The 20,435-nt window shown below is 61.3% G+C and carries 15 protein-coding genes; 11 read left to right on the plus strand and 4 right to left on the minus strand.

Annotated elements, in window-relative coordinates; all coding sequences use genetic code 11:
* Nucleotides 1-19 precede the first annotated feature (19 nt).
* The 3 genes from ACI512_RS06055 (at nucleotide 20) to ACI512_RS06065 (ending at nucleotide 6,845) form a co-directional block, all read left to right on the plus strand.
* The gene (locus ACI512_RS06055) at nucleotides 20-3,310 is read left to right on the plus strand and encodes a DUF2126 domain-containing protein (RefSeq protein WP_064053972.1); all 3,291 of its coding nucleotides are present in this window, start codon (nucleotides 20-22) and stop codon (nucleotides 3,308-3,310) included.
* Nucleotides 3,311-3,468: 158 nt separating this feature from the next.
* Nucleotides 3,469-5,955, plus strand: coding sequence for a circularly permuted type 2 ATP-grasp protein (locus ACI512_RS06060; protein ID WP_012721931.1), 2,487 nt, complete (start codon nucleotides 3,469-3,471; stop codon nucleotides 5,953-5,955).
* Nucleotides 5,955-6,845 carry a transglutaminase family protein gene (locus tag ACI512_RS06065; RefSeq protein WP_043204700.1) on the plus strand — a complete coding sequence of 297 codons (891 nt, stop codon included), beginning with the start codon at nucleotides 5,955-5,957 and terminating at the stop codon, nucleotides 6,843-6,845. The genes ACI512_RS06060 and ACI512_RS06065 overlap by 1 nt, the downstream gene beginning before the upstream one ends.
* A gap of 46 nt (nucleotides 6,846-6,891) precedes the next feature.
* On the opposite strand, the gene ACI512_RS06070 is transcribed toward ACI512_RS06065, so the two are convergent.
* Nucleotides 6,892-7,080 carry a hypothetical protein gene (locus ACI512_RS06070; protein WP_043204701.1) on the minus strand — a complete coding sequence of 63 codons (189 nt, stop codon included), beginning with the start codon at nucleotides 7,078-7,080 and terminating at the stop codon, nucleotides 6,892-6,894.
* A gap of 332 nt (nucleotides 7,081-7,412) precedes the next feature.
* On the opposite strand from ACI512_RS06070, the gene azu reads away from it, so the two are divergent.
* Complete coding sequence (gene azu / locus ACI512_RS06075; RefSeq protein ID WP_046033930.1) at nucleotides 7,413-7,859, plus strand: azurin; 447 nt, start codon at nucleotides 7,413-7,415, stop codon at nucleotides 7,857-7,859.
* A 195-nt stretch (nucleotides 7,860-8,054) separates the two neighbouring features.
* On the opposite strand, the gene nadE is transcribed toward azu, so the two are convergent.
* The 3 genes from nadE to ACI512_RS06090 all read right to left on the minus strand — a co-directional run bounded on the left by nadE (nucleotide 8,055) and on the right by ACI512_RS06090 (nucleotide 11,198).
* Nucleotides 8,055-8,882, minus strand: a complete 828-nt coding sequence (nadE, locus tag ACI512_RS06080) for an ammonia-dependent NAD(+) synthetase (RefSeq protein ID WP_064053969.1) — start codon at nucleotides 8,880-8,882, stop codon at nucleotides 8,055-8,057.
* Nucleotides 8,883-8,885: 3 nt separating this feature from the next.
* Nucleotides 8,886-10,100 carry a nicotinate phosphoribosyltransferase gene (gene pncB, locus ACI512_RS06085; RefSeq protein ID WP_012721934.1) on the minus strand — a complete coding sequence of 405 codons (1,215 nt, stop codon included), beginning with the start codon at nucleotides 10,098-10,100 and terminating at the stop codon, nucleotides 8,886-8,888.
* Nucleotides 10,101-10,307: 207 nt separating this feature from the next.
* A complete protein-coding gene (locus ACI512_RS06090; RefSeq protein ID WP_012721935.1) occupies nucleotides 10,308-11,198 on the minus strand; it encodes a LysR family transcriptional regulator in 891 nt (296 codons plus the stop codon).
* A gap of 153 nt (nucleotides 11,199-11,351) precedes the next feature.
* Here ACI512_RS06090 and ACI512_RS06095 point away from each other — a divergent pair, with 153 nt between their 5' ends.
* From ACI512_RS06095 to ACI512_RS06125, 7 genes are all read left to right on the plus strand, one after another.
* Nucleotides 11,352-12,842, plus strand: a complete 1,491-nt coding sequence (locus ACI512_RS06095; protein ID WP_236381609.1) for an aldehyde dehydrogenase family protein — start codon at nucleotides 11,352-11,354, stop codon at nucleotides 12,840-12,842.
* Between the two features lie 175 nt (nucleotides 12,843-13,017).
* Nucleotides 13,018-14,301 (plus strand): FAD-binding oxidoreductase, encoded by a 1,284-nt coding sequence (locus tag ACI512_RS06100; protein WP_236381607.1) that lies wholly within the window; start codon nucleotides 13,018-13,020, stop codon nucleotides 14,299-14,301.
* 374 nt (nucleotides 14,302-14,675) lie between these two features.
* Nucleotides 14,676-15,809 carry a branched-chain amino acid ABC transporter substrate-binding protein gene (locus tag ACI512_RS06105; RefSeq protein ID WP_012721938.1) on the plus strand — a complete coding sequence of 378 codons (1,134 nt, stop codon included), beginning with the start codon at nucleotides 14,676-14,678 and terminating at the stop codon, nucleotides 15,807-15,809.
* 201 nt (nucleotides 15,810-16,010) lie between these two features.
* Nucleotides 16,011-16,925, plus strand: a complete 915-nt coding sequence (locus ACI512_RS06110; RefSeq protein ID WP_003188099.1) for an ABC transporter permease subunit — start codon at nucleotides 16,011-16,013, stop codon at nucleotides 16,923-16,925.
* A 2-nt stretch (nucleotides 16,926-16,927) separates the two neighbouring features.
* On the plus strand, nucleotides 16,928-18,205 hold the full coding sequence (gene livM, locus ACI512_RS06115; protein WP_053134492.1) for a high-affinity branched-chain amino acid ABC transporter permease LivM: 1,278 nt from the start codon (nucleotides 16,928-16,930) through the stop codon (nucleotides 18,203-18,205).
* Nucleotides 18,202-19,077, plus strand: a complete 876-nt coding sequence (locus ACI512_RS06120) for an ABC transporter ATP-binding protein (protein ID WP_012721941.1) — start codon at nucleotides 18,202-18,204, stop codon at nucleotides 19,075-19,077. Before livM ends, ACI512_RS06120 begins: the two co-directional genes overlap by 4 nt.
* On the plus strand, nucleotides 19,074-19,790 hold the full coding sequence (locus ACI512_RS06125; protein WP_012721942.1) for an ABC transporter ATP-binding protein: 717 nt from the start codon (nucleotides 19,074-19,076) through the stop codon (nucleotides 19,788-19,790). Before ACI512_RS06120 ends, ACI512_RS06125 begins: the two co-directional genes overlap by 4 nt.
* The last annotated feature ends 645 nt before the right edge of the window (nucleotides 19,791-20,435 follow it).

Here is a 20,435-nt window from a genome sequence, read left to right on the forward strand (position 1 = left end):
TGGCTCGCAGGAGGCCGCCGTGTCGATTCATGTCGCGTTGCACCACGTTACGCATTACCGTTACGACCGCGCGGTCGAACTCGGCCCGCAGATTGTGCGGTTGCGTCCGGCTGCCCATAGCCGTACGCGGATTTTGTCCTACGCACTGAAAGTGCTGCCCGAGCAGCACTTCATCAATTGGCAGCAAGACCCTCAGGGCAATTACCTGGCGCGCTTGGTGTTTCCGGAAAAGACCGATGAACTGCGCATTGAGGTCGACCTGGTCGCCGAGATGGCGGTGTTCAACCCGTTCGACTTTTTCCTCGAGCCCTATGCCGAAAAAATCCCCTTCCGCTACGCCGCCGATGAACAGCGCGAGCTGGCGCCGTACCTGGAAACCCTGCCGCTGACGCCGAAGTTTGCCGCGTACCTGGCGGGTATCGACCGCACACCTTTGCCGGCGGTGGACTTTCTGGTGGGCCTCAACCAGCGCCTGGCGGCCGATATCGGCTACCTGATCCGCATGGAGCCGGGCGTGCAAACGCCGGAATTCACCCTCGAAAACGCCTCCGGCTCGTGCCGCGACTCGGCTTGGCTGCTGGTGCAATTGCTGCGCAACCTCGGGTTGGCGGCACGGTTTGTCTCCGGTTATTTGATCCAGCTGACCGCTGACGTCAAAGCCCTTGACGGGCCATCCGGCACGGAAGTGGACTTCACCGACCTGCACGCCTGGTGCGAAGTGTATTTGCCCGGCGCGGGATGGATCGGCTTGGATGCCACCTCCGGGCTGTTCGCCGGTGAAGGCCATATTCCATTGGCCTGCAGTCCCGATCCCTCGTCTGCCGCACCGATCAGTGGGCTGGTGGAACCGTGCGAGTGCGAATTCACCCACGAAATGTCGGTAGAGCGGATTTGGGAAGCCCCACGGGTCACCAAGCCCTACACCGAAGACCAATGGCTGGCGATCCAGGCCTTGGGCCGGCAGATCGACGGTGACCTGCTCAAGGACGACGTACGCCTGACCATGGGGGGCGAGCCGACCTTCGTGTCCATCGACGACCCCGACGGTGCCGAATGGAACACCGCTGCGCTCGGGCCGGATAAACGCCGCCTGTCCGCCGAACTGTTCCAGCGCATGCGCAAGCACTACGCGCCCAAGGGCCTGGTGCACTTCGGCCAGGGCAAGTGGTACCCCGGCGAGCAGCTGCCGCGCTGGTCGCTCAATTGCTACTGGCGCCGCGACGGTGTGCCGATCTGGCACAACAGCGCGTTGATTGCCGATGAACAGCAGGACTATGGGGCGGACGGCGCGCTGGCCGGGCGTTTCCTGGCCAGCGTCGCTGAACGCCTTAAACTGCCGGCGCGCTTTGTGTTCCCGGCCTTCGAAGACAATTTCTACTACCTGTGGCGTGAAGGCGCGCTGCCGCAAAACGTCACCGCCCAAGACCCGCGCCTGAGCGATGACCTGGAGCGCGAACGCCTGCGCAAAGTGTTCGCCCAGGGCCTGGATAAAATCATCGGCCAAGTGCTGCCCCTGGCGCGCACGGCGGCCAATGACCGCTGGCAAAGCGGGCGCTGGTACCTGCGCGACAACCATTGCCGCCTGGTGCCGGGCGACTCACCGCTGGGCTACCGCCTGCCATTGGCCTCGCAGCCTTGGGTGACGGCGGCGGAATATCCATTTGTGCACCCGACGGACCCTAACCAGGACCAACCGGAGCTGCCGACCACCTCCCAACTGCAAACCCACGGCGAACCCGCGCCGGTTGATGAACGCGTGCCCAAGGTGGACGAGTCCGCCGATTGGCTGACCCGCACGGCCCTGTGCGCCGAAGCACGGGAAGGGCGCCTCTATCTGTTCATGCCGCCCCTGGAACGCGTCGAAGACTATCTGGAACTGGTGGCTGCCATCGAGGCGACGGCCGAGGAACTGCACTGTCCGGTGTTGCTGGAAGGCTATGAACCGCCAGCCGACAACCGACTGAGCAACTTCCGCGTCACCCCGGACCCCGGTGTGATCGAGGTCAACGTGCAGCCGTCCGCCACCTGGGATGAGTTGGTGGAACGCACCGAATTCCTCTACGAAGAGGCCCGGCAAACCCGCCTCACCACCGAGAAATTCATGATCGACGGGCGCCACACCGGCACCGGCGGCGGTAACCACTTTGTGCTCGGCGGCGCGACGCCCAAGGACTCGCCGTTCCTGCGCCGACCCGATCTGCTGCGCAGTCTGATCAGCTACTGGCATAACCACCCGTCGTTGTCCTACCTGTTCTCCGGTCTGTTCATCGGCCCGACGTCCCAGGCGCCGCGTGTGGACGAGGCGCGCAACGATGCGCTGTACGAGCTGGAAATCGCTTTCGCGCAAATGCCCGAACCCGGCGAAGAATGCCCGCCATGGTTGGTCGACCGCCTGCTGCGTAACCTGCTGATCGACGTGACGGGCAACACCCATCGCGCCGAATTCTGCATCGACAAGCTCTACTCGCCGGATGGCGCCACCGGCCGCCTGGGCCTGCTGGAACTGCGCGCCTTTGAGATGCCGCCCCACGCACGCATGAGCCTCACGCAACAGCTACTGCTGCGCGCCTTGGTCGCGCGCTTCTGGCGCGAACCCTATGCACCACCGAAGCTGGCGCGCTGGGGCACCGAGCTGCACGACCGTTTCCTGTTGCCGCACTTTATCGAGCAGGACTTCGCCGACGTGATCGTCGAACTCAACGCGGCCGGCTACCCGCTGCGCGCCGAATGGTTCGCCGCGCACCTGGAATTCCGTTTCCCCAAGGTCGGCGACTATGCCGTCAGCGGTATCGAACTGGAACTGCGCCAGGCCCTGGAGCCCTGGCATGTGCTGGGCGAGGAGGGCGCGGTGGGCGGCACGGTGCGCTATGTGGATTCGTCCCTGGAGCGCCTGCAAGTCAAATTGACCGGGCTGCCACCGCAACGCTACCTGCTGACCTGCAACGGCATCCCGGTGCCGCTGCACGCGACCGGGCGCGTGGGTGAGTTCGTCGCGGGCGTGCGTTATCGCGCCTGGCAACCGGCCAACTGCCTGCAACCGACCATCGCGGTGCATGCGCCGTTGGTGTTTGATCTGCTGGACACCTGGATGCAACGCTCGCTGGGCGGTTGCCAGTACCATGTCGCCCATCCGGGCGGGCGCAATTACGACAGTTTGCCGGTGAATGCCAACGAGGCCGAAAGCCGGCGCATGGCGCGGTTTTTCCGCTTGGGGCACAGCCCAGGGAAGCTCCCTGTGCCAAGCTTGGTGATCAACGACGAGTTGCCGATGACCCTGGATCTACGGCGTTTCCCCAATAAAAAAGACTAAACACGATACAAATGTGGGAGGGGGCTTGCTCCCGATTGCGCTGAATCAGCCGATACATGAGTTGACTGACTCACTGCCATCGGGAGCAAGCCCCTTCCCACATTAGATTTCGGTGAATTTGAATTAAACTGAGCCCCCTTGCCCCTGCCGAGCGTTCCATGTCCGACTTGCTCGACCGTTACCCGCTGACCGCGGGCACCTATCACGAATTGCTGGACGACAGCGGTGCGGTACGTGCCCATTGGCGACGCCTGCTTGACCACCTGCAACGCAGCACCCCCGCGCAACTGGCCCAGCGCCAGGCGCTGCTGACGCGGCAGATCCAGGAAAACGGCGTGACCTACAACGTCTACGCCGACCCCAAGGGCGCCGACCGTCCGTGGGAACTGGACCTGCTGCCCCATGTGCTGGCCGCTGACGAATGGCGGCACCTGTCGGCCGGTATCGCCCAGCGTGCGCGGCTGCTCAATGCCGTGCTCGCCGACCTGTACGGCCCGCAACGCCTGATCAAAGAGGGCTTACTGCCGGCCGAACTGGTGTTCGGGCATAACAATTTCCTGTGGCCGTGCCAGGGCATCCAGCCGCCGGACGGTGCGTTCCTGCACCTGTACGCCGTGGACCTGGCGCGCACCCCGGATGGCCGTTGGTGGGTCACCGCCGACCGTACCCAGGCGCCGTCGGGTGCTGGCTATGCATTGGAAAACCGCACCATCGTGTCCCGTGCCTTTCCGGACTTGTACCGTGACCTGCAGGTGCAGCACCTCACCGGTTTTTTCCGCACGCTTCAGGAAACCCTGGCCCGCCAGGCGCCGAGTGATGACCAGCCGCCATTGATCGTGCTGCTCACGCCAGGCCGTTTCAACGAAAGCTACTTCGAACACCTCTACCTCGCGCGCCAACTCGGCTACCCGTTGGTGGAAGGCGGCGATCTCACCGTGCGCGACAGCACCGTGTTCCTGAAAACCCTCAGCGGCCTGCGCCGGGTACACGCGATCATGCGCCGCCTGGATGACGATTTCTGCGACCCGCTGGAACTGCGCACCGACTCGGCCCTCGGCGTGCCTGGCCTGCTCGATGCCGTGCGCCAAGGCAATGTGCTGGTGGCCAATGCCCTGGGCAGTGGCGTGCTGGAATCACCGGGCTTGCTTGGCTTTTTACCCAAGATCAACGAATTCCTGTTCGGTGAAACGCTGATCCTGCCGTCTATCGCCACGTGGTGGTGCGGTGAAGCACCGGTGCTCGCCGAAGCCCTGGAGAAACTGCCGGAACTGCTGATCAAGCCCGCGTTTCCGTCGCAAAGTTTCGCCCCGGTATTCGGCCGTGACCTGAACGATGAACAACGCCAGGCCCTGGCCGAGCGCATGCGCGCGCGCCCATACGCCTACGTCGCCCAGGAACTGGCGCAATTGTCCCAGGCGCCGGTATGGCACACCGTGGATGACCACCTGCAGCACCGCGCCATCGGCATGCGCGTGTACGCCGTGGCCAGCGCCGAGGGTTACCGTGTGCTGCCTGGTGGCCTGACGCGGGTGGCCGCCGAGGCTGATGCCGAAGTGGTGTCGATGCAGCGCGGTGGGGCAAGCAAGGACACGTGGGTGCTGGGTGAACGCGCCGCCGGTGGCGAGCAGTGGCGCGCGCAGCGCGCGATCGGCGCCCACGACCTGGTGCGCCGCGATCCTTATCTGCCGTCCCGCGTGGTGGAAAACCTGTTCTGGTTTGGTCGTTACTGCGAGCGCTGTGATGACAGCGCGCGCTGGTTGCGCATCGTGCTGGCGCGCTATGTGGACGGCGACGATCCGTTGGCCTTGCAGGCGGCCGTCGAGCTGGGTGAAAACCTGCGCCTGCTGCCGGAGGAGGGCGAGTTGCCCGAACGCCTGCTGGCTGCGCTGCTCGGTGACGACTGGCCGTCGAGCTTGCGCGCCAACCTGCAACGCTTGCAGTGGGCGGCATCCCAGGTGCGCGGCAAGTTGTCCAGGGAGAACTGGCAGGCCTTGGTAGAGCTGCAGCGCGAAGCCATGGAGCTGGAAAGCGACACCCCGGACTTTGGCGAATTGCTGGATTTCCTCAACCGCCTGGTGATGTCCCTGGCGGCGCTGTCCGGGTTTGCCCTGGACGACATGACCCGCGACGAAGGCTGGCGCTTCTTGATGATGGGCCGGCGCATCGAGCGCCTGCAATTCCTCAGCAGCAGCCTCGCGGCGTTTTTGCGTGGCGTGGCGGTGTTTGATCAGGCGGGGTTGGAGTGGTTGCTGGAGCTGGGCAACAGCAGCATCACCTACCGCTCGCGTTACCTGGCCGTGCCGCAGTTGATCCCGGTGCTCGACCTGCTGCTGCTGGACGAGCAGAACCCCCATGCGGTGTTGTTCCAATTGAAACTGGTGAGCCGTACCCTGCGGCGGCTCAACGATGATTTCGGCGTGCCTCGGGAAACCGGTCTCGCCCCGTTGATCGAACGTTTGGCGCGTTTCGACCTGGGCTGCCTGGAGAACCCGTTGTTTGGCGAGTCCAGTGTGCGTGCCGCGTTGGATGGCCTGGCGGACCTGCTGCAAGCGGTCGCCGATGAGAGTGGGCAAGTGTCGGATCGCCTGGCCTTGCGCCATTTCGCCCATGTGGATGATGTCAGCCAGCAAACGGTGTCGGTGTGATGAGTGCGCGCTACCAGATTTTCCACGATACCCATTACCACTACGACAGCGCGGTGTCCCTGGCCCAGCAGTTGGCGCACCTGTGGCCTCGGCCGTGCGCCTGGCAGCGCTGCAGTTCGCAGCAGTTGGAGATCAGCCCGCAGCCATCGTCACGTCGCGATGAGCTGGATGTGTTCGGCAACCCGATAACGCGCCTGGCCTTTGAGCGACCCCATGATGAATTGCTGGTGAACGCCGGGCTGACCGTGGAAGTGCTGGCGCGGCCGGCATTGGATTTCCGGCAGTCGCCGCCCTGGGACCAGACCCGCGATAGCCTCACCTACAGCAGCCAGGCCATGTCCCCTGAGCTGATCGAGGCTTGCCGCTACCGTTTTGAATCGCCCTACGTGCACCTGAAAAAAACCTTCGTCGAGTTTTCAGAAAGTTGTTTCCCGCCGGGCAAACCGTTGTTGCTGGGCGTGCAGGCGTTGATGGAGAAAATTTTCAGCGAGTTCACCTTCGATGCCGAAGCCACCCAGGTTGCCACGCCGCTGGTAGAGGTGCTGGAGCGCCGACGCGGTGTTTGCCAGGACTTCGCCCACCTGATGCTCGCCTGCCTGCGCTCGCGCGGGCTGGCGGCGCGCTACATCAGCGGCTACCTGCTCACCCAGCCACCGCCCGGCCAGCCACGGCTGATCGGCGCCGATGCGTCCCATGCATGGGTGTCGGTGTATTGCCCAGTGTCGGGCTGGGTGGATTTTGATCCGACGAACAATGTGCAACCGGCACTGGAGCACATCACCCTGGCCTGGGGCCGGGATTTCTCTGATGTGTCGCCGTTGCGAGGGGTGATTCTGGGAGGGGGGAACCATGACCCGGAAGTGCGGGTGACGGTGATGCCGCTGGAATAACGGTTGATTGTGCCGAGCCGGAGGCGCCGGCTCAGCACAAAGGAAATTATTCAGCCGGATCTTTTGGTGTTTCGGTCGCGTCGCTCGTTACTTCAACATCACCCTCAGCATCCGGGTTCAGTGCGCCGGCTTCTTCATCTGCAGCGGCTTTCTTGCGTTGCAGTTTTTCCTCTTTCTTCTGTTCCTTGGCCAAGTCTCTCTGACGTTTGGCGAAGGAGTAATTAGGTTTGGCCATGGGCGATCCTCTAGGGTCGAAGGTGAGGGTGGCGGCACGCAGCTGCCTTGGGACGACATGGTAGCAGCTTCAAGGTGCGCTTGGCCTTCACTTACCGCAGGCGTAGGCAGCCAACAGGCCGTTGAACAGTTGATTGAGGTGCATGGCTCGGACTCCAGTGGGTGATGGGCCGATCATAGGCAGGTGGCAGTACTTTGGCTGGTTGATTGTGTTGATCAGTCTGATAGCCTAAAGTTGTATACAATCTGTTGATTCAGATCATAAGAATTTATGCCTGTATCAGGCACCCTTGTCGCATGACGTATTGTTTAAACCCTGCCTTGGAGATTCACATGTTTGCCAAACTCGTTGCTGTTTCCCTGCTGACTCTGGCGAGCGGCCAGTTGCTTGCTGCAGAGTGCAAGGTCACCGTCGACTCCACTGACCAGATGTCCTTCAACACCAAAGCCATTGAAATCGACAAGAGCTGCAAGACATTCACCGTCGAGCTGACTCACTCCGGCAACCTGCCGAAAAACGTCATGGGCCATAACTGGGTGCTGAGTTCCGCCGCCGACATGCCTGGTGTTGCCAGCGACGGTATGGCTGCCGGTATCGACAAGAATTACCTGAAAGAAGGCGATACCCGCATCATCGCCCACACCAAGATCATCGGTGCCGGCGAGAAAGACTCGGTGACCTTCGACGTGTCGAAGCTGGCCGCCGGGACTGACTATGCGTTCTTCTGCTCGTTCCCAGGCCACATCTCGATGATGAAAGGCACTGTGACGGTTAAGTAAGCCGACGCCGGTCGAAAAAAAAGCGCCCTGAAGGGCGCTTTTTTGTGGGCGGCCAGTTGAACCGAGTCATCGTTCATCGCAGGCAAGCCAGCTCCCACATTCCACCGCATTCTCATGCTGGAACCCGGTCAACTGTGGGAGCTGGCTTGCCTGCGATAGCGGTCTAACAGTCAACACCAGCCTATCTGGTTCACTTCACGGCGCAAACGGCATGACCCGCTTGTGCTCAGTCTTGCGGTACGTCTCGCAGATAATCTGGAACGCTTCCTCACGCACCGGCTCACCGTGCAGAAAGGCATCGATCTCGGCGTAGGTCACGCCATGGGACGCTTCATCCGGCTTGCCCGGCGACAAGTCTTCCAGGTCGGCCGTCGGAACCTTCTCCACCAGCGACTCCGGCGCCCCAAAGTGCCGTGCAATCGCACGCACCTGGTTCTTCACCAGCCCGCTCAACGGTGCCAAATCGCAGGCCCCATCACCGAACTTGGTGAAAAAGCCCATCACCGCTTCCGCCGCATGGTCGGTACCGATCACCAGCCCACCCGCCGCGCCCGCGATGGTGTACTGCGCCACCATGCGCATGCGCGCCTTGGTGTTGCCCAGCACGAAATCGCGGGACACCGCCGCCTTGCCTTCGAACGCCGCCACTTCATTGGCCAGGGCTTTCACCGCTGGGCCGATGTTCACGGTGTGACGCTCGTCGGGCTCGATAAAGTCCACCGAGGCCTGGGCGTCGAGCTCATCGAACTGGGTTTCGTAGGGCAGGCGCACGGCGATAAAACGGTAGGCCTCATCACCGGTGCTGGCGCGCAGTTCCTGCATCGCGCGTTGGGCGAGCAGGCCGGCAGTCAGGGAGTCGACGCCACCACTGATGCCCAGCACCAACGTTTTGAGCCCGGAATTGCGCAGGCAATCCTGGATAAAGGTCACGCGGCGGGCAACCTCGGCCTCAAGGGCGGCCTGGTCGTTAAACGGCGCTTGGACCTTGAGCTGTTCAGCAATCTCACGCTGTACGGCTTGCATGATTCACTCCTTGCTAGAGATGGCAGGTACTTTGAAAACATGACGCAAATAGGCGACGAAATTCGGGTCGGTGCAGTGGGTCTTGCCCGCTTCATCGGAGATCTTCGCGACGGGCTGGCCATTGCAGGCGGTCATTTTAAGCACGATGCTCATCGGCTCGACACCTGGAATGTCGCAGGTCAGGTTGGTGCCGATGCCAAAGCTCACATTGATCCGACCGCGCAGCGCACGGAATATTTCCAGGGCCTTGGGCAGCGACAGGCTGTCGGAGAACACCAGGGTCTTGCTCATCGGTTCGATGCCGAGCTTGTGGTAGTGGGCGATGGCTTTTTCCGCCCACTGCACCGGGTCGCCGGAGTCATGGCGCAGGCCGTCGAAAAGCTTGGCGAAGTACAGGTCGAAGTCGCCGAGGAACGCGTCGGTGGTGATGCAGTCGGTCAGGGCGATACCCAGCAGGCCACGGTATTCGCGGACCCAGCAGTCCAGCGCGGCGATCTGGCTGTCGATCAGGCGCGGGCCGAGTTGCTGGTGGGCCATGATCCATTCGTGGGCCATGGTACCCAGCGGCTTCATATCGAACTCGCGGGCCAGGTGCACGTTGCTGGTGCCGACAAAGCGCCCAGGGAAGTCATGCTTGAGCACGCTGACCACCTCTTCCTGCACCCGGTACGAGAAGCGTCGGCGCGTGCCGAAGTCGGCCACTTGCAGCTCGGACAGCTCGTCGCTGCTGGCGTTGGCGGTCAGCCAGTCGAACTTGCGGTACAGCTGTTCGCGGGCCTGTTCTAGGATCACGGTCTGGTAGCGGTAGCGGTTGCGCACTTCGCTGACGATGGCCAGCATCGGCACTTCAAACAGGATGACATGCAGCCACGGCCCGCGCAGGCGGATGAACAGCTCGCCGTTCTCGATGCCGGTCTGCACATAACGCAAGTTGAAGCGGAACAGCCCGAGGAACCGCAGGAAGTCCGGCTTCATGAAGCTGATGCGCTCCAGGAAACCCAACTGATCCGGGCTCAGGCTCAGCTCGGCGAGGCGTTCGATCTGGTAACGGATCTCCGCCAGGTACGGACGCAGGTCTTCGCTGTTGCGGCAACGAAACTCCCATTCAACTTCCACGTTGGGGTAGTTGTGCAGCACCGCCTGCATCATGGTCAGCTTGTAGAAGTCGGTGTCGAGCAAGTTCTGCACGATGCGATCGGCAAACACACTCTCGCTCATAACGGGAATCTCCAGACGGGTCGGCGATGGGTGCCGACCTTTACGCACAATTAAGGAAAGGGGGCTAGTGGCGCATAGACGTGGGTCGGTTTGCCAGTGATTTTTTTGCCAAGGCCACCGGCGCCATCGGGAGCAAGCCGCCTCCCACAGTTGAAATGCATTCCAAATGTGGGAGGGGGCTTGCTCCCGATAGCGGTATTCCAGGCACTAAATAACTTGCTCCATCATCCACTTCACAAAATCCCGCACCTTGGGCACCTCCGCCGAATGCTCCGGGTAGGCCAGGTAATACGCGTCCTGGCTCGGCATCGCATGCTGCCAAGGAATCACCAACTTACCGTCGGCCAATTCCTCCTCCACCAGAAACCGCGGCAGCAGCGCGACACCACACCCTACCTGCGCGGCCCGAATGCACATATAGAAGGTGTCGAAACGCGGCCCGTGGTAGCTGTGTTCGGTGTGAAAGCCCTGGCTGGCGAACCAGTCATGCCAGCCCTGTGGCCGCGAGGCGTTTTGCAGCAGCACCAGGTCGCTCAGTTGCGTGGGATCGGTGAACGGCTGCGCCGGCAAGCTCTCCGGCGCGCACACCGGCACCAGCTCCTCGCTGAAGAGTTTCAGGCTCTCGGTGCCGGGGCGTGAGCCCTGGCCGAAGTAGAAGGCCATATCGGCCTTGCCTTGCAGCAGGTCGTCTGCGTCCTGCTCGTTGCACAGGTCCAGATGGATCTGCGGATGACGCAGCCGCCAGCCCTTGAGGCGCGGCACCAGCCAGCGCGCGCCGAAGGTGTAGGGCGTGGAGACGCGCAACACTTCGGTCTCGCCGCCATAGGAGCGCAAATAGTGGGTGGACATCTCCACCTGCGTAAGGATCTTGCGCACTTCCACCAGGTACAGGTCGCCCGCTGGCGTCATCTGCAAACGGCGGCGCACCCGACGAAACAGCAGGTGTTGTAACAATTCTTCCAACTGCGCCACCTGCTTGCTCACCGCGCTTTGCGTGAGGTTCAGCTCCTCGGCCGCGCGGGTAAAGCTGAGGTGGCGGGTCGCGGCTTCGAAACACTGCAGGGCAGTGATCGAGGGCAAATGTCTTTTGTTCAGCACGGCACGCCTCTTTTTATTCTTTGCATGAATAAACGGAATGATATCTCGCCTAATCGTCGTTTGTTGGCAAGTCTTGGGCCAGCTACAAATAAGGTCTGGATCGCCGTGCGGGCCGCGGCGCAATTTTTTGTTTGCAGAATGAAGGAGTGACCCATGGTTGCCGCATTGCTTGATCGTCTCGGGGTAAACCCGGCGCTGTACCAGTCGGGCAAACAGCCTGTGCATTCGCCGATTGATGGCAGTCGCATCGGCGCCGTGGACTGGGAGGGCGCGGCCGAGGTGGAGCAACAGGTCAGTCGCGCCGAGCATGCATTCGAAGCCTGGCGCAAAGTGCCGGCACCGCGCCGTGGCGAATTGGTACGTCAATTTGGCGATGTACTGCGTGAATACAAGGCCGACCTGGGCGAGCTGGTGTCCTGGGAAGCCGGCAAGATCACCCAGGAAGGCCTGGGTGAAGTGCAGGAAATGATCGACATCTGCGACTTCGCCGTCGGCCTGTCGCGCCAGTTGTACGGTTTGACCATCGCCTCTGAGCGTCCGGGCCACCACATGCGTGAAACCTGGCACCCGCTGGGTGTGGTCGGCGTGATCAGCGCCTTCAACTTCCCGGTGGCCGTGTGGGCGTGGAACACCACCCTGGCCCTGGTGTGCGGCAACGCGGTGATCTGGAAACCGTCGGAAAAGACCCCGCTCACCGCCCTGGCCTGCCAGGCGCTGTTCGAGCGCGTGTTGAAGCAATTCGACGGCGCTCCCGAGTACCTGAGCCAAGTGATCATCGGCGGCCGCGACGCGGGTGCCGCGCTGGTGGATGACCCGCGCGTCGCCCTGATCAGCGCCACCGGCAGCACGCGCATGGGCCGTGAAGTGGCGCCGAAGGTCGCCGCACGTTTTGCCCGCAGCATTCTTGAGCTGGGCGGCAACAACGCGATGATCCTCGGCCCAAGCGCCGACCTGGACATGGCCGTACGCGCGATCCTGTTCAGCGCCGTCGGCACCGCCGGCCAGCGTTGCACCACCTTGCGTCGCCTGATCGCCCACGCGTCGGTCAAAGAAGAAATCGTCACGCGTCTCAAGGCAGCCTATTCCAAAGTACGCATCGGCCACCCGCTGGAAGGCAACCTGATCGGCCCGCTGATCGACAAGCATGGTTTCGACAATATGCAGGACGCCCTGGAGCAAGCCTTGAGCGAAGGCGGCAAGGTGTTCGGTGGCAAGCGTCAACTGGAAGACAAGTTTCCCAACGCCTACTACGTGTCGCCGGCCATTGTGGAAATGCCCGAGCAAAGCGATGTGGTGTGCACCGAAACCTTCGCCCCGATTCTCTATGTGGTGGGCTACAGCGACTTCGCCGAAGCCCTGCGCCTGAACAATGCCGTGCCGCAAGGCTTATCGTCGTGCATCTTCACCACCGACGTGCGTGAAGCCGAGCAATTCATGTCGGCGGTCGGCAGCGATTGCGGCATCGCCAACGTCAACATCGGCCCGAGTGGCGCGGAAATCGGTGGCGCGTTTGGCGGTGAGAAAGAGACCGGTGGCGGGCGTGAGTCGGGTTCGGATGCGTGGCGCGGGTACATGCGTCGCCAGACCAATACCGTGAACTACTCGCTGGAGTTACCTTTGGCTCAAGGCATCACCTTCGACTGATCCCTTAAGTTGGAGTGAGGTCAAAATGTGGGAGGGGGCTTGCCCCCGATAGCGGTGGATCAGATGTACATCTGTCGACTGACACACCGCCATCGGGGGCAAGCCCCCTCCCACATTGGATTGGGTTAGCAATTCAGAACACTCGTTGTTTGTTAGGTCTCATCGGAGTCTGGCAATGGCACTGCGCGAAACATGTTTGTGGGAACACCTCACCCCAGGCCGGCCGGATCGCGCTGCGCTCAGCGGCGAGGTTAAGGTCGATGTGTGCGTGATTGGTGCCGGCATCACTGGCCTGTCGGCGGCCATTCATTTGTTGGAACAGGGTAAAAGTGTTGCCGTGCTGGAGGCCCATCGTACCGGCCATGGCGGTTCGGGGCGCAATGTGGGGCTGGTGAACGCGGGGATGTGGATCCCGCCGGACGAGATCGAAGCCGGTTTCGGCGAGGCGGTGGGCAGTCAGCTCAACCGGATGTTGGGCGCGGCGCCGTCGCTGGTGTTCAGCCTGATCGACAAGTACAACATTGATTGCCAATTGCGCCGCGAGGGCACCTTGCACATGGCGCACAACGCCCGTGGCGAGGCAGATTTGCGCAGCCGTGAACAACAATGGAAGCGTCGTGGCGCACCGGTGGAATTACTCACCGGCCAGGCCTGCGAGGACGCTACGGGCACGCGCAAAATCGCCGCTGCCTTGCTGGACAGACGTGCCGGCACCTTGAATCCGATGGCTTACACCAGTGGTTTGGCCAACGCGGCAGTCGATCTGGGCGGGCATCTGTTCGATCATTCTCCCGTCACCCAACTGGAGCGCCAGGGTGCGCACTGGTCGGTGCAAACCGCGCAAGGCTCAGTGCAGGCTGCACAGGTGGTGATTGCATCCAACGCCTACACCGAAGGCGAATGGACCGAGCTGCGGCGTAATTTCTTCCCCGGCTATTACTATCAGGTCGCGTCGGCCCCGCTGACCGACGACGCCGCCAGGCAAATCCTCCCGGGCGGCCAAGGCTCTTGGGACACACGCCAGGTCTTGAGCAGCATCCGCCGCGATGCCGATGGCCGCTTGTTGCTCGGCAGTTTGGGCAACGGCAACCAGAAACCCGCTTGGTTCCTCAAGGCGTGGGCTGATCGGGTGCAGCGGCATTACTTCCCGTACCTCAAATCGGTGCAGTGGGAGTTCACCTGGACCGGTTGTATCGCCTTCACCCCGGATCACTTGATGCGCCTGTTCGAACCCGCTCCGGGACTGTTGGCGGTCACCGGTTATAACGGGCGCGGCGTGACCACTGGCAGCGTGGTCGGCAAGGCGTTTGCCGACTATGTGTGTCACCAGAATCCCCAGGCGCTGCCGATTCCATTCGCGCCGATGCAACCGTTGGCCGGCGTAGGCCTGCGTAGCTGTCTGTATGAAGCTGGATTCTCGCTGTATCACGCCGGGCAATGCCTGAGGATCGTGATCTGATCAACGAAATACCGCTCAAAAGCCTGCATTTTCTTAGCAGCCTACTAATCTGTATTGGTGCAAGTCGTAGCAATCACGCACTGTAAATGTGCAGTTCCGTTACGCATGCGGTTACAGCTGCAGGAGCTGTCGTTTATCCCTCTGGTTGCAGGTGCCACCTTCCAGGGTTGTACTTTTTGCAGTCATTGGTTGCACCTCCGCGTGCCAGGCGGTTGCACGTCCTGGCAAAAGGCGCCGAAACGCCTGCAATAACAATGACACCGTGTCTTTTTGAAGAATAAAAACCTAATGGCACGCGCTTTGCTCTGGGCTTTCAGTGAAAAGTTTGAACGCAAGTTGTCGTGCCAAAAATCAAAAATATCGGAGCACCACTCATGTCCCAGACGTTTTACAAGAAAGGTTTTCTGGCCCTCGCCGTTGCTGCGGCGCTGGGTGTTTCTACGTTTGTTCAAGCTGATGTGAAGATTGGCGTTGCGGGGCCGATGACCGGTGCCAACGCCGCTTTCGGTGAGCAGTACATGAAGGGTGCCCAGGCGGCAGCCGATGTGATCAACAAGGCCGGCGGTATCAACGGCGAGAAAATCGTGCTGGTTGCCGGCGATGATGCCTGCGAACCCAAGCAGGCCGTGGCCGTGGCCAACCGCCTGGCGGACCAGGACAAAGTGATCGGCGTGGTCGGGCACTTCTGCTCCTCCAACACCATTCCGGCGTCCGAGGTGTATGACGAAGCGGGCATCATCGCGATCACCCCAGGTTCCACCAACCCACAAGTGACCGAGCGCGGCCTGGGCGCCATGTTCCGCATGTGCGGCCGCGACGACCAGCAAGGCATCGTCGCCGGCGATTACATCGTCGACGTGCTGAAGGGCAAGAAAGTCGCGGTGATCAACGACAAGGACACCTACGGCAAAGGCCTGGCCGACGCCACTGCTGCCCAGTTGACCAAGCGTGGCGTCAAGCCGGTGCTGGAAGAAGGCCTGACCCGTGGCGAGAAAGACTTCAGCGCCCTGGTCACCAAGATCCGCTCCATTGGTGCCGACGTCGTCTACTTCGGCGGCCTGCACCCTGAAGCCGGCCCACTGGTCCGCCAGATCCGTGAAGCGGGTCTCAAGGCTGCATTCATGTCCGACGACGGCGTAGTGACCGACGAACTGGCGAAAACCGCCGGTGGCAACCAGTACGTCGATGGCGTCTACATGACCTTCGGTGCCGACCCACGCCTGTTGCCAGACAGCAAGGCGGTCGTCGACGACTTCCGTAAGGCTGGCTACGAGCCGGAAGGCTACACCCTTTACGCCTACGCCTCGGTCCAGGCCCTGGCCGCCGGCTTCAACGGTGCCAAATCCAATAAAGGCGAAGATGCCGCCAAGTGGCTCAAGGCTCACCCGGTGAAAACCGTCATGGGCGAGAAGACGTGGGATGCCAAGGGCGACCTGAAAGTCTCCGACTACGTGGTTTACCAGTGGGATAAAGACGGCAAATACCACCAGCTGGAAAAGCAGAAGTAAGACTGAGCGCCACCTTTCCAATGTGGGAGGGGGCTTGCCCCCGATAGCGCAGTGTCAGCCAACACATGCATGACTGACGCACCGCAATCGGGAGCAAGCCCCCTCCCACAGGGGAGTGGTGTTGTTATTGAAATCTGTCTTTTCCTCCAGAAGCGCCGCACACCGACTGGTGTGCAGGTGCTCACCGCGTGAGATTGCGTTATGGATGGTATTTTCCTGCAGCAACTGGTCAACGGCCTGACCCTCGGGTCGGTCTATGGCCTGATCGCCATCGGCTACACAATGGTCTATGGCATCATTGGCATGATCAACTTCGCCCACGGCGAGGTTTATATGATTTCCGCTTACCTCGCGGCGATCAGTCTGGCACTGCTGGCTTACTTCGGCATCGAATCCTTCCCGCTGCTCATTCTCGGCACCCTGATCTTCACCGTAGTCGTCACCGGCGTGTACGGTTGGGTTATCGAACGGGTCGCCTACAAACCGCTGCGCAACTCCACCCGACTGGCTCCGCTGATCAGCGCCATCGGGATCTCCCTGATCCTGCAGAACTACGCGCAGATCGCCCAGGGCGCCAAGCAACAAGGTATTCCAACCCTGCTGGCCGGGGCCTGGCGTGTCGATATCGGCACAGGCTTCGTGCAGCTTACGTACACCAAAGTGTTCATCCTGGTCGCGGCATTCGCCGGCATGGCCTTGCTGACCTACATCATCAAGTACACCAAGCTCGGCCGCATGTGCCGCGCTACCCAGCAAGACCGCAAGATGGCTTCGATCCTGGGGATCAACACCGACCGCGTCATTTCCTACGTATTTGTCATCGGTGCTGCCATGGCGGCCCTGGCCGGCGTGCTGATCACCCTCAATTACGGCACGTTCGACTTTTATGCCGGCTTCATCATCGGCATCAAGGCGTTTACCGCAGCGGTACTCGGCGGCATCGGCTCCCTGCCTGGGGCGATGCTGGGCGGGATCATCCTCGGTATCTCCGAGTCGTTGTTCTCAGGGTTGATCAACTCTGACTACAAAGACGTGTTCAGTTTCTCCCTGCTGGTGGTGATTCTGATTTTCCGTCCTCAGGGCCTGCTTGGTCGCCCACTCGTGGCGAAGGTGTAAACATGTCTGCTGCCAAACCCATCGATATCAAGAAAAGTGTGGTCGATACGGTCCTCGCCGGCCTTATTTCGCTGATCGTGTTCGGTCCGATCGTCGGCGTGGTCCTCGACGGCTACAGCTTCAACCTGGAACCTGCGCGCGTGGCCACCCTGGTCGCCATCGTGATGGCCGGGCGCTTTGCCCTCAGCCTGTTCCTGCAAACCCCCAAGGGCCTGAAGATTCTGCAAGGCTTCGAAAGCAGCGGTTCCGGCGTGCATGTGCTGCCACCGGACTACAAGTCGCGGCTGCGCTGGATCATCCCGGCGCTGATCGTGATCGCCATCGTGTTCCCCATCTTCGCCAACAAGTACCTGCTGACCGTGGTGATCCTCGGGCTGATCTACGTGTTGCTGGGCCTGGGCCTGAACATCGTGGTCGGCCTGGCCGGGCTGCTCGACCTGGGTTACGTGGCGTTCTACGCCATCGGTGCCTACGGCCTGGCGCTGGGTTATCAATACCTCGGCCTGGGCTTCTGGAGCGTGTTGCCGCTGGCAGCCATCGCGGCAGCGCTGGCGGGGTGCATACTCGGCTTCCCGGTGTTGCGAATGCACGGTGACTACCTGGCCATCGTGACCCTGGGCTTCGGTGAAATCATTCGCCTGGTCCTCAACAACTGGCTGTCGTTCACCGGCGGCCCCAACGGTATGCCGGTGCCTTCGCCAACCTTCCTGGGCCTGGAGTTCGGGCGCAAGGCAAAGGAGGGCGGGATTCCGTTCCACGAGTTCTTCGGCATCGATTACAACCCCAACATCAAGTTCATGTTCATCTACATCGTGCTGTTCCTGGTGGTGCTGGCCGTGCTGTACATCAAGCACCGCCTGACCCGCATGCCGGTCGGCCGCGCCTGGGAAGCCTTGCGCGAAGATGAGATCGCCTGCCGCTCCATGGGCCTGAACCACGTGCTGGTCAAGCTCTCAGCCTTCACCATCGGCGCGTCCACGGCCGGTTTGGCCGGGGTGTTCTTTGCCAGTTACCAAGGCTTCGTCAACCCATCCTCGTTCACCTTCTTCGAATCGGCGCTGATCCTTGCCATCGTGGTGTTGGGCGGCATGGGCTCGACGGTCGGCGTGGTGATCGCGGCGTTCGTATTGACCGTCGCCCCTGAACTGCTGCGCAGCTTCAGCGAATACCGCGTGCTGCTGTTTGGCGTGTTGATGGTGGTGATGATGATCTGGCGACCGCGCGGCCTGATCCGCATCAGCCGTACCGGTGTGACCCCACGTAAAGGAGTGGCGCCATGAGCAAGGAAGTCGTCCTCTCTGTGGAACACCTGATGATGCACTTCGGTGGCATCAAGGCCTTGAGCGATGTGAGCCTCAAGGTCGAACGCAACTCGATCTTCGCCCTGATCGGCCCTAACGGTGCCGGCAAGACCACGGTGTTCAACTGCCTCACCGGCTTCTACAAAGCCAGTGGCGGCAAGATCGAACTCAACATCCGTGGCCAGCAGACCAACGTGATCCAGCTGTTGGGCGAGCGCTTCAAGGCCATCGACTTTGTGTCACCCAAAAGCTTTTTCAGCCGCGTGTACTACAAGATGTTCGGCGGCACCCACCTGGTCAATCGTGCCGGCCTGGCGCGGACTTTCCAGAACATTCGCCTGTTCAAGGAAATGTCGGTGCTGGAAAACCTGCTGGTGGCCCAGCACATGTGGGTCAACCGCAATATGCTCGCGGGTATCCTCAACACCAAGGGCTACCGCAAGGCTGAAAGCGACGCCCTCGACCACGCCTTCTACTGGCTGGAAGTCGTCGACCTGGTGGACTGCGCCAACCGCCTGGCCGGTGAGCTCTCCTACGGCCAGCAGCGTCGCCTGGAAATCGCCCGCGCCATGTGCACCCGGCCGCAGATCATCTGCCTGGACGAACCCGCTGCGGGCCTCAACCCCCAGGAAACCGAAGCCCTCAGCGCGATGATTCGCCTGCTGCGCGACGAACACGACCTCACGGTGGTGCTGATCGAACACGACATGGGCATGGTGATGAGTATTTCCGACCACATCGTGGTGCTCGACCACGGCAACGTGATCGCCGAAGGGGGGCCGGACGCGATCCGCAACGACCCGAAAGTGATTGCTGCCTACCTGGGCGCCGACGAAGAGGAGTTGGTATGAGCGGACCTATCCTCGAAATGAAGGACCTGGACGTGTTCTACGGCCCGATCCAGGCCCTGAAAAAAGTCTCACTGCACATCAATGAAGGCGAAACCGTCAGCCTGATCGGCTCCAACGGCGCGGGCAAATCCACGCTGCTGATGTCGATCTTCGGCCAGCCACGGGCCGAGTCGGGGCAGATCCTCTACAACGGCGTGGACATTACCCACAAGTCGTCCCACTACATCGCCTCCAACGGCATTGCGCAGTCGCCGGAAGGGCGGCGGGTGTTCCCCGACATGACCGTCGAGGAAAACCTGCTGATGGGCACCATCCCCATTGGCGACAAGTTTGCCCAGGAAGACATGCAGCGCATGTTCGAGCTGTTTCCACGGCTCAAGGAGCGGCGTAACCAGCGTGCCATGACCATGTCCGGCGGCGAACAGCAAATGCTCGCCATCGCCCGTGCGCTGATGAGCCGGCCGAAGCTGTTGCTGCTCGACGAGCCGAGCCTGGGGCTGGCGCCGATTGTGGTGAAGCAGATCTTTTCCACACTGCGTGAGCTGGCGTCCACCGGGATGACCATCTTCCTGGTGGAGCAGAACGCCAACCATGCGCTGCGCCTGTCGGACCGGGCATATGTGATGGTCAATGGCGAGATTCGCCTGACCGGTACCGGTAAGGAATTGCTGGTGAACGAGGAAGTGCGCAACGCCTACCTCGGCGGTCACTGATCTAACTCATAATGCAGGACCCCTGTGGGAGGGGCGGTGCTCCTCCCACATTGAGCAGATCCAGATTTGTTTTTAAGGTGTCCACACGCGCTCCACCAAATTGTGGAAAACAAATCCAGCCCGCCTCCAAAGCGCGACATATAGCCGCCGCAAATCCCTGTTTTGTCACAGTTTTGACTTGTCCCCATCCACTGTGGAACCGGCTGTGGGTAACGTGGGAGTAGCTGGCTGAACGCCTTTAAAACCGTGGCTTTCAGCCTTGTGGTTGTTTTTTGATCAGTGGTTTTTTTGCGACCGGCCGAGGGGTTTGTCAACCTGTTTAAAGACACAGGTATGTGACCGGAAAAAGTCTGTTCATCCTGTGGATAAGTCTGTGACTAAACTCTGGAAAGACGGCCGCAGAGTCCGGAATGACTGGCCTGGAGCCATCGTCTGAAATTTCCCTCTGCCCATGGGCCTACATACGCTCCGGCCGAGGTCAAGCAAAAAACTTTCTAAAACCGCCTGTAGGCCTTGTGTATAGAGGCCTGAGGCTTTTTGCACTTGCCCCCAAAGACTGTGGGCGCAGTTGTGGATAACCTGCGCGCATATGGCTGCAAGCCACGGTTCATATGGCGTTGCTCGGGCCGATTAAAAAATGATCAG

The organism is Pseudomonas petroselini (genome assembly GCF_045037875.1).
GTDB lineage: Bacteria > Pseudomonadota > Gammaproteobacteria > Pseudomonadales > Pseudomonadaceae > Aquipseudomonas > Aquipseudomonas petroselini.

Excerpts from the sequence above, each read along its gene's own strand:
- ACI512_RS06120 (WP_012721941.1), top strand. The coding sequence starts at position 18,202 with ATGAGCAAGGAAGTCGTCCTCTCTGTGGAACACCTGATGATGCACTTC.
- ACI512_RS06110 (WP_003188099.1), top strand. The coding sequence starts at position 16,011 with ATGGATGGTATTTTCCTGCAGCAACTGGTCAACGGCCTGACCCTCGGG.
- pncB (WP_012721934.1), bottom strand. The coding sequence starts at position 10,100 with ATGAGCGAGAGTGTGTTTGCCGATCGCATCGTGCAGAACTTGCTCGAC.
- livM (WP_053134492.1), top strand. The coding sequence starts at position 16,928 with ATGTCTGCTGCCAAACCCATCGATATCAAGAAAAGTGTGGTCGATACG.
- ACI512_RS06070 (WP_043204701.1), bottom strand. The coding sequence starts at position 7,080 with ATGGCCAAACCTAATTACTCCTTCGCCAAACGTCAGAGAGACTTGGCC.
- ACI512_RS06060 (WP_012721931.1), top strand. The coding sequence starts at position 3,469 with ATGTCCGACTTGCTCGACCGTTACCCGCTGACCGCGGGCACCTATCAC.
- ACI512_RS06105 (WP_012721938.1), top strand. The coding sequence starts at position 14,676 with ATGTCCCAGACGTTTTACAAGAAAGGTTTTCTGGCCCTCGCCGTTGCT.
- ACI512_RS06065 (WP_043204700.1), top strand. The coding sequence starts at position 5,955 with ATGAGTGCGCGCTACCAGATTTTCCACGATACCCATTACCACTACGAC.
- azu (WP_046033930.1), top strand. The coding sequence starts at position 7,413 with ATGTTTGCCAAACTCGTTGCTGTTTCCCTGCTGACTCTGGCGAGCGGC.
- ACI512_RS06100 (WP_236381607.1), top strand. The coding sequence starts at position 13,018 with ATGGCACTGCGCGAAACATGTTTGTGGGAACACCTCACCCCAGGCCGG.
- ACI512_RS06095 (WP_236381609.1), top strand. The coding sequence starts at position 11,352 with ATGGTTGCCGCATTGCTTGATCGTCTCGGGGTAAACCCGGCGCTGTAC.
- nadE (WP_064053969.1), bottom strand. The coding sequence starts at position 8,882 with ATGCAAGCCGTACAGCGTGAGATTGCTGAACAGCTCAAGGTCCAAGCG.
- ACI512_RS06125 (WP_012721942.1), top strand. The coding sequence starts at position 19,074 with ATGAGCGGACCTATCCTCGAAATGAAGGACCTGGACGTGTTCTACGGC.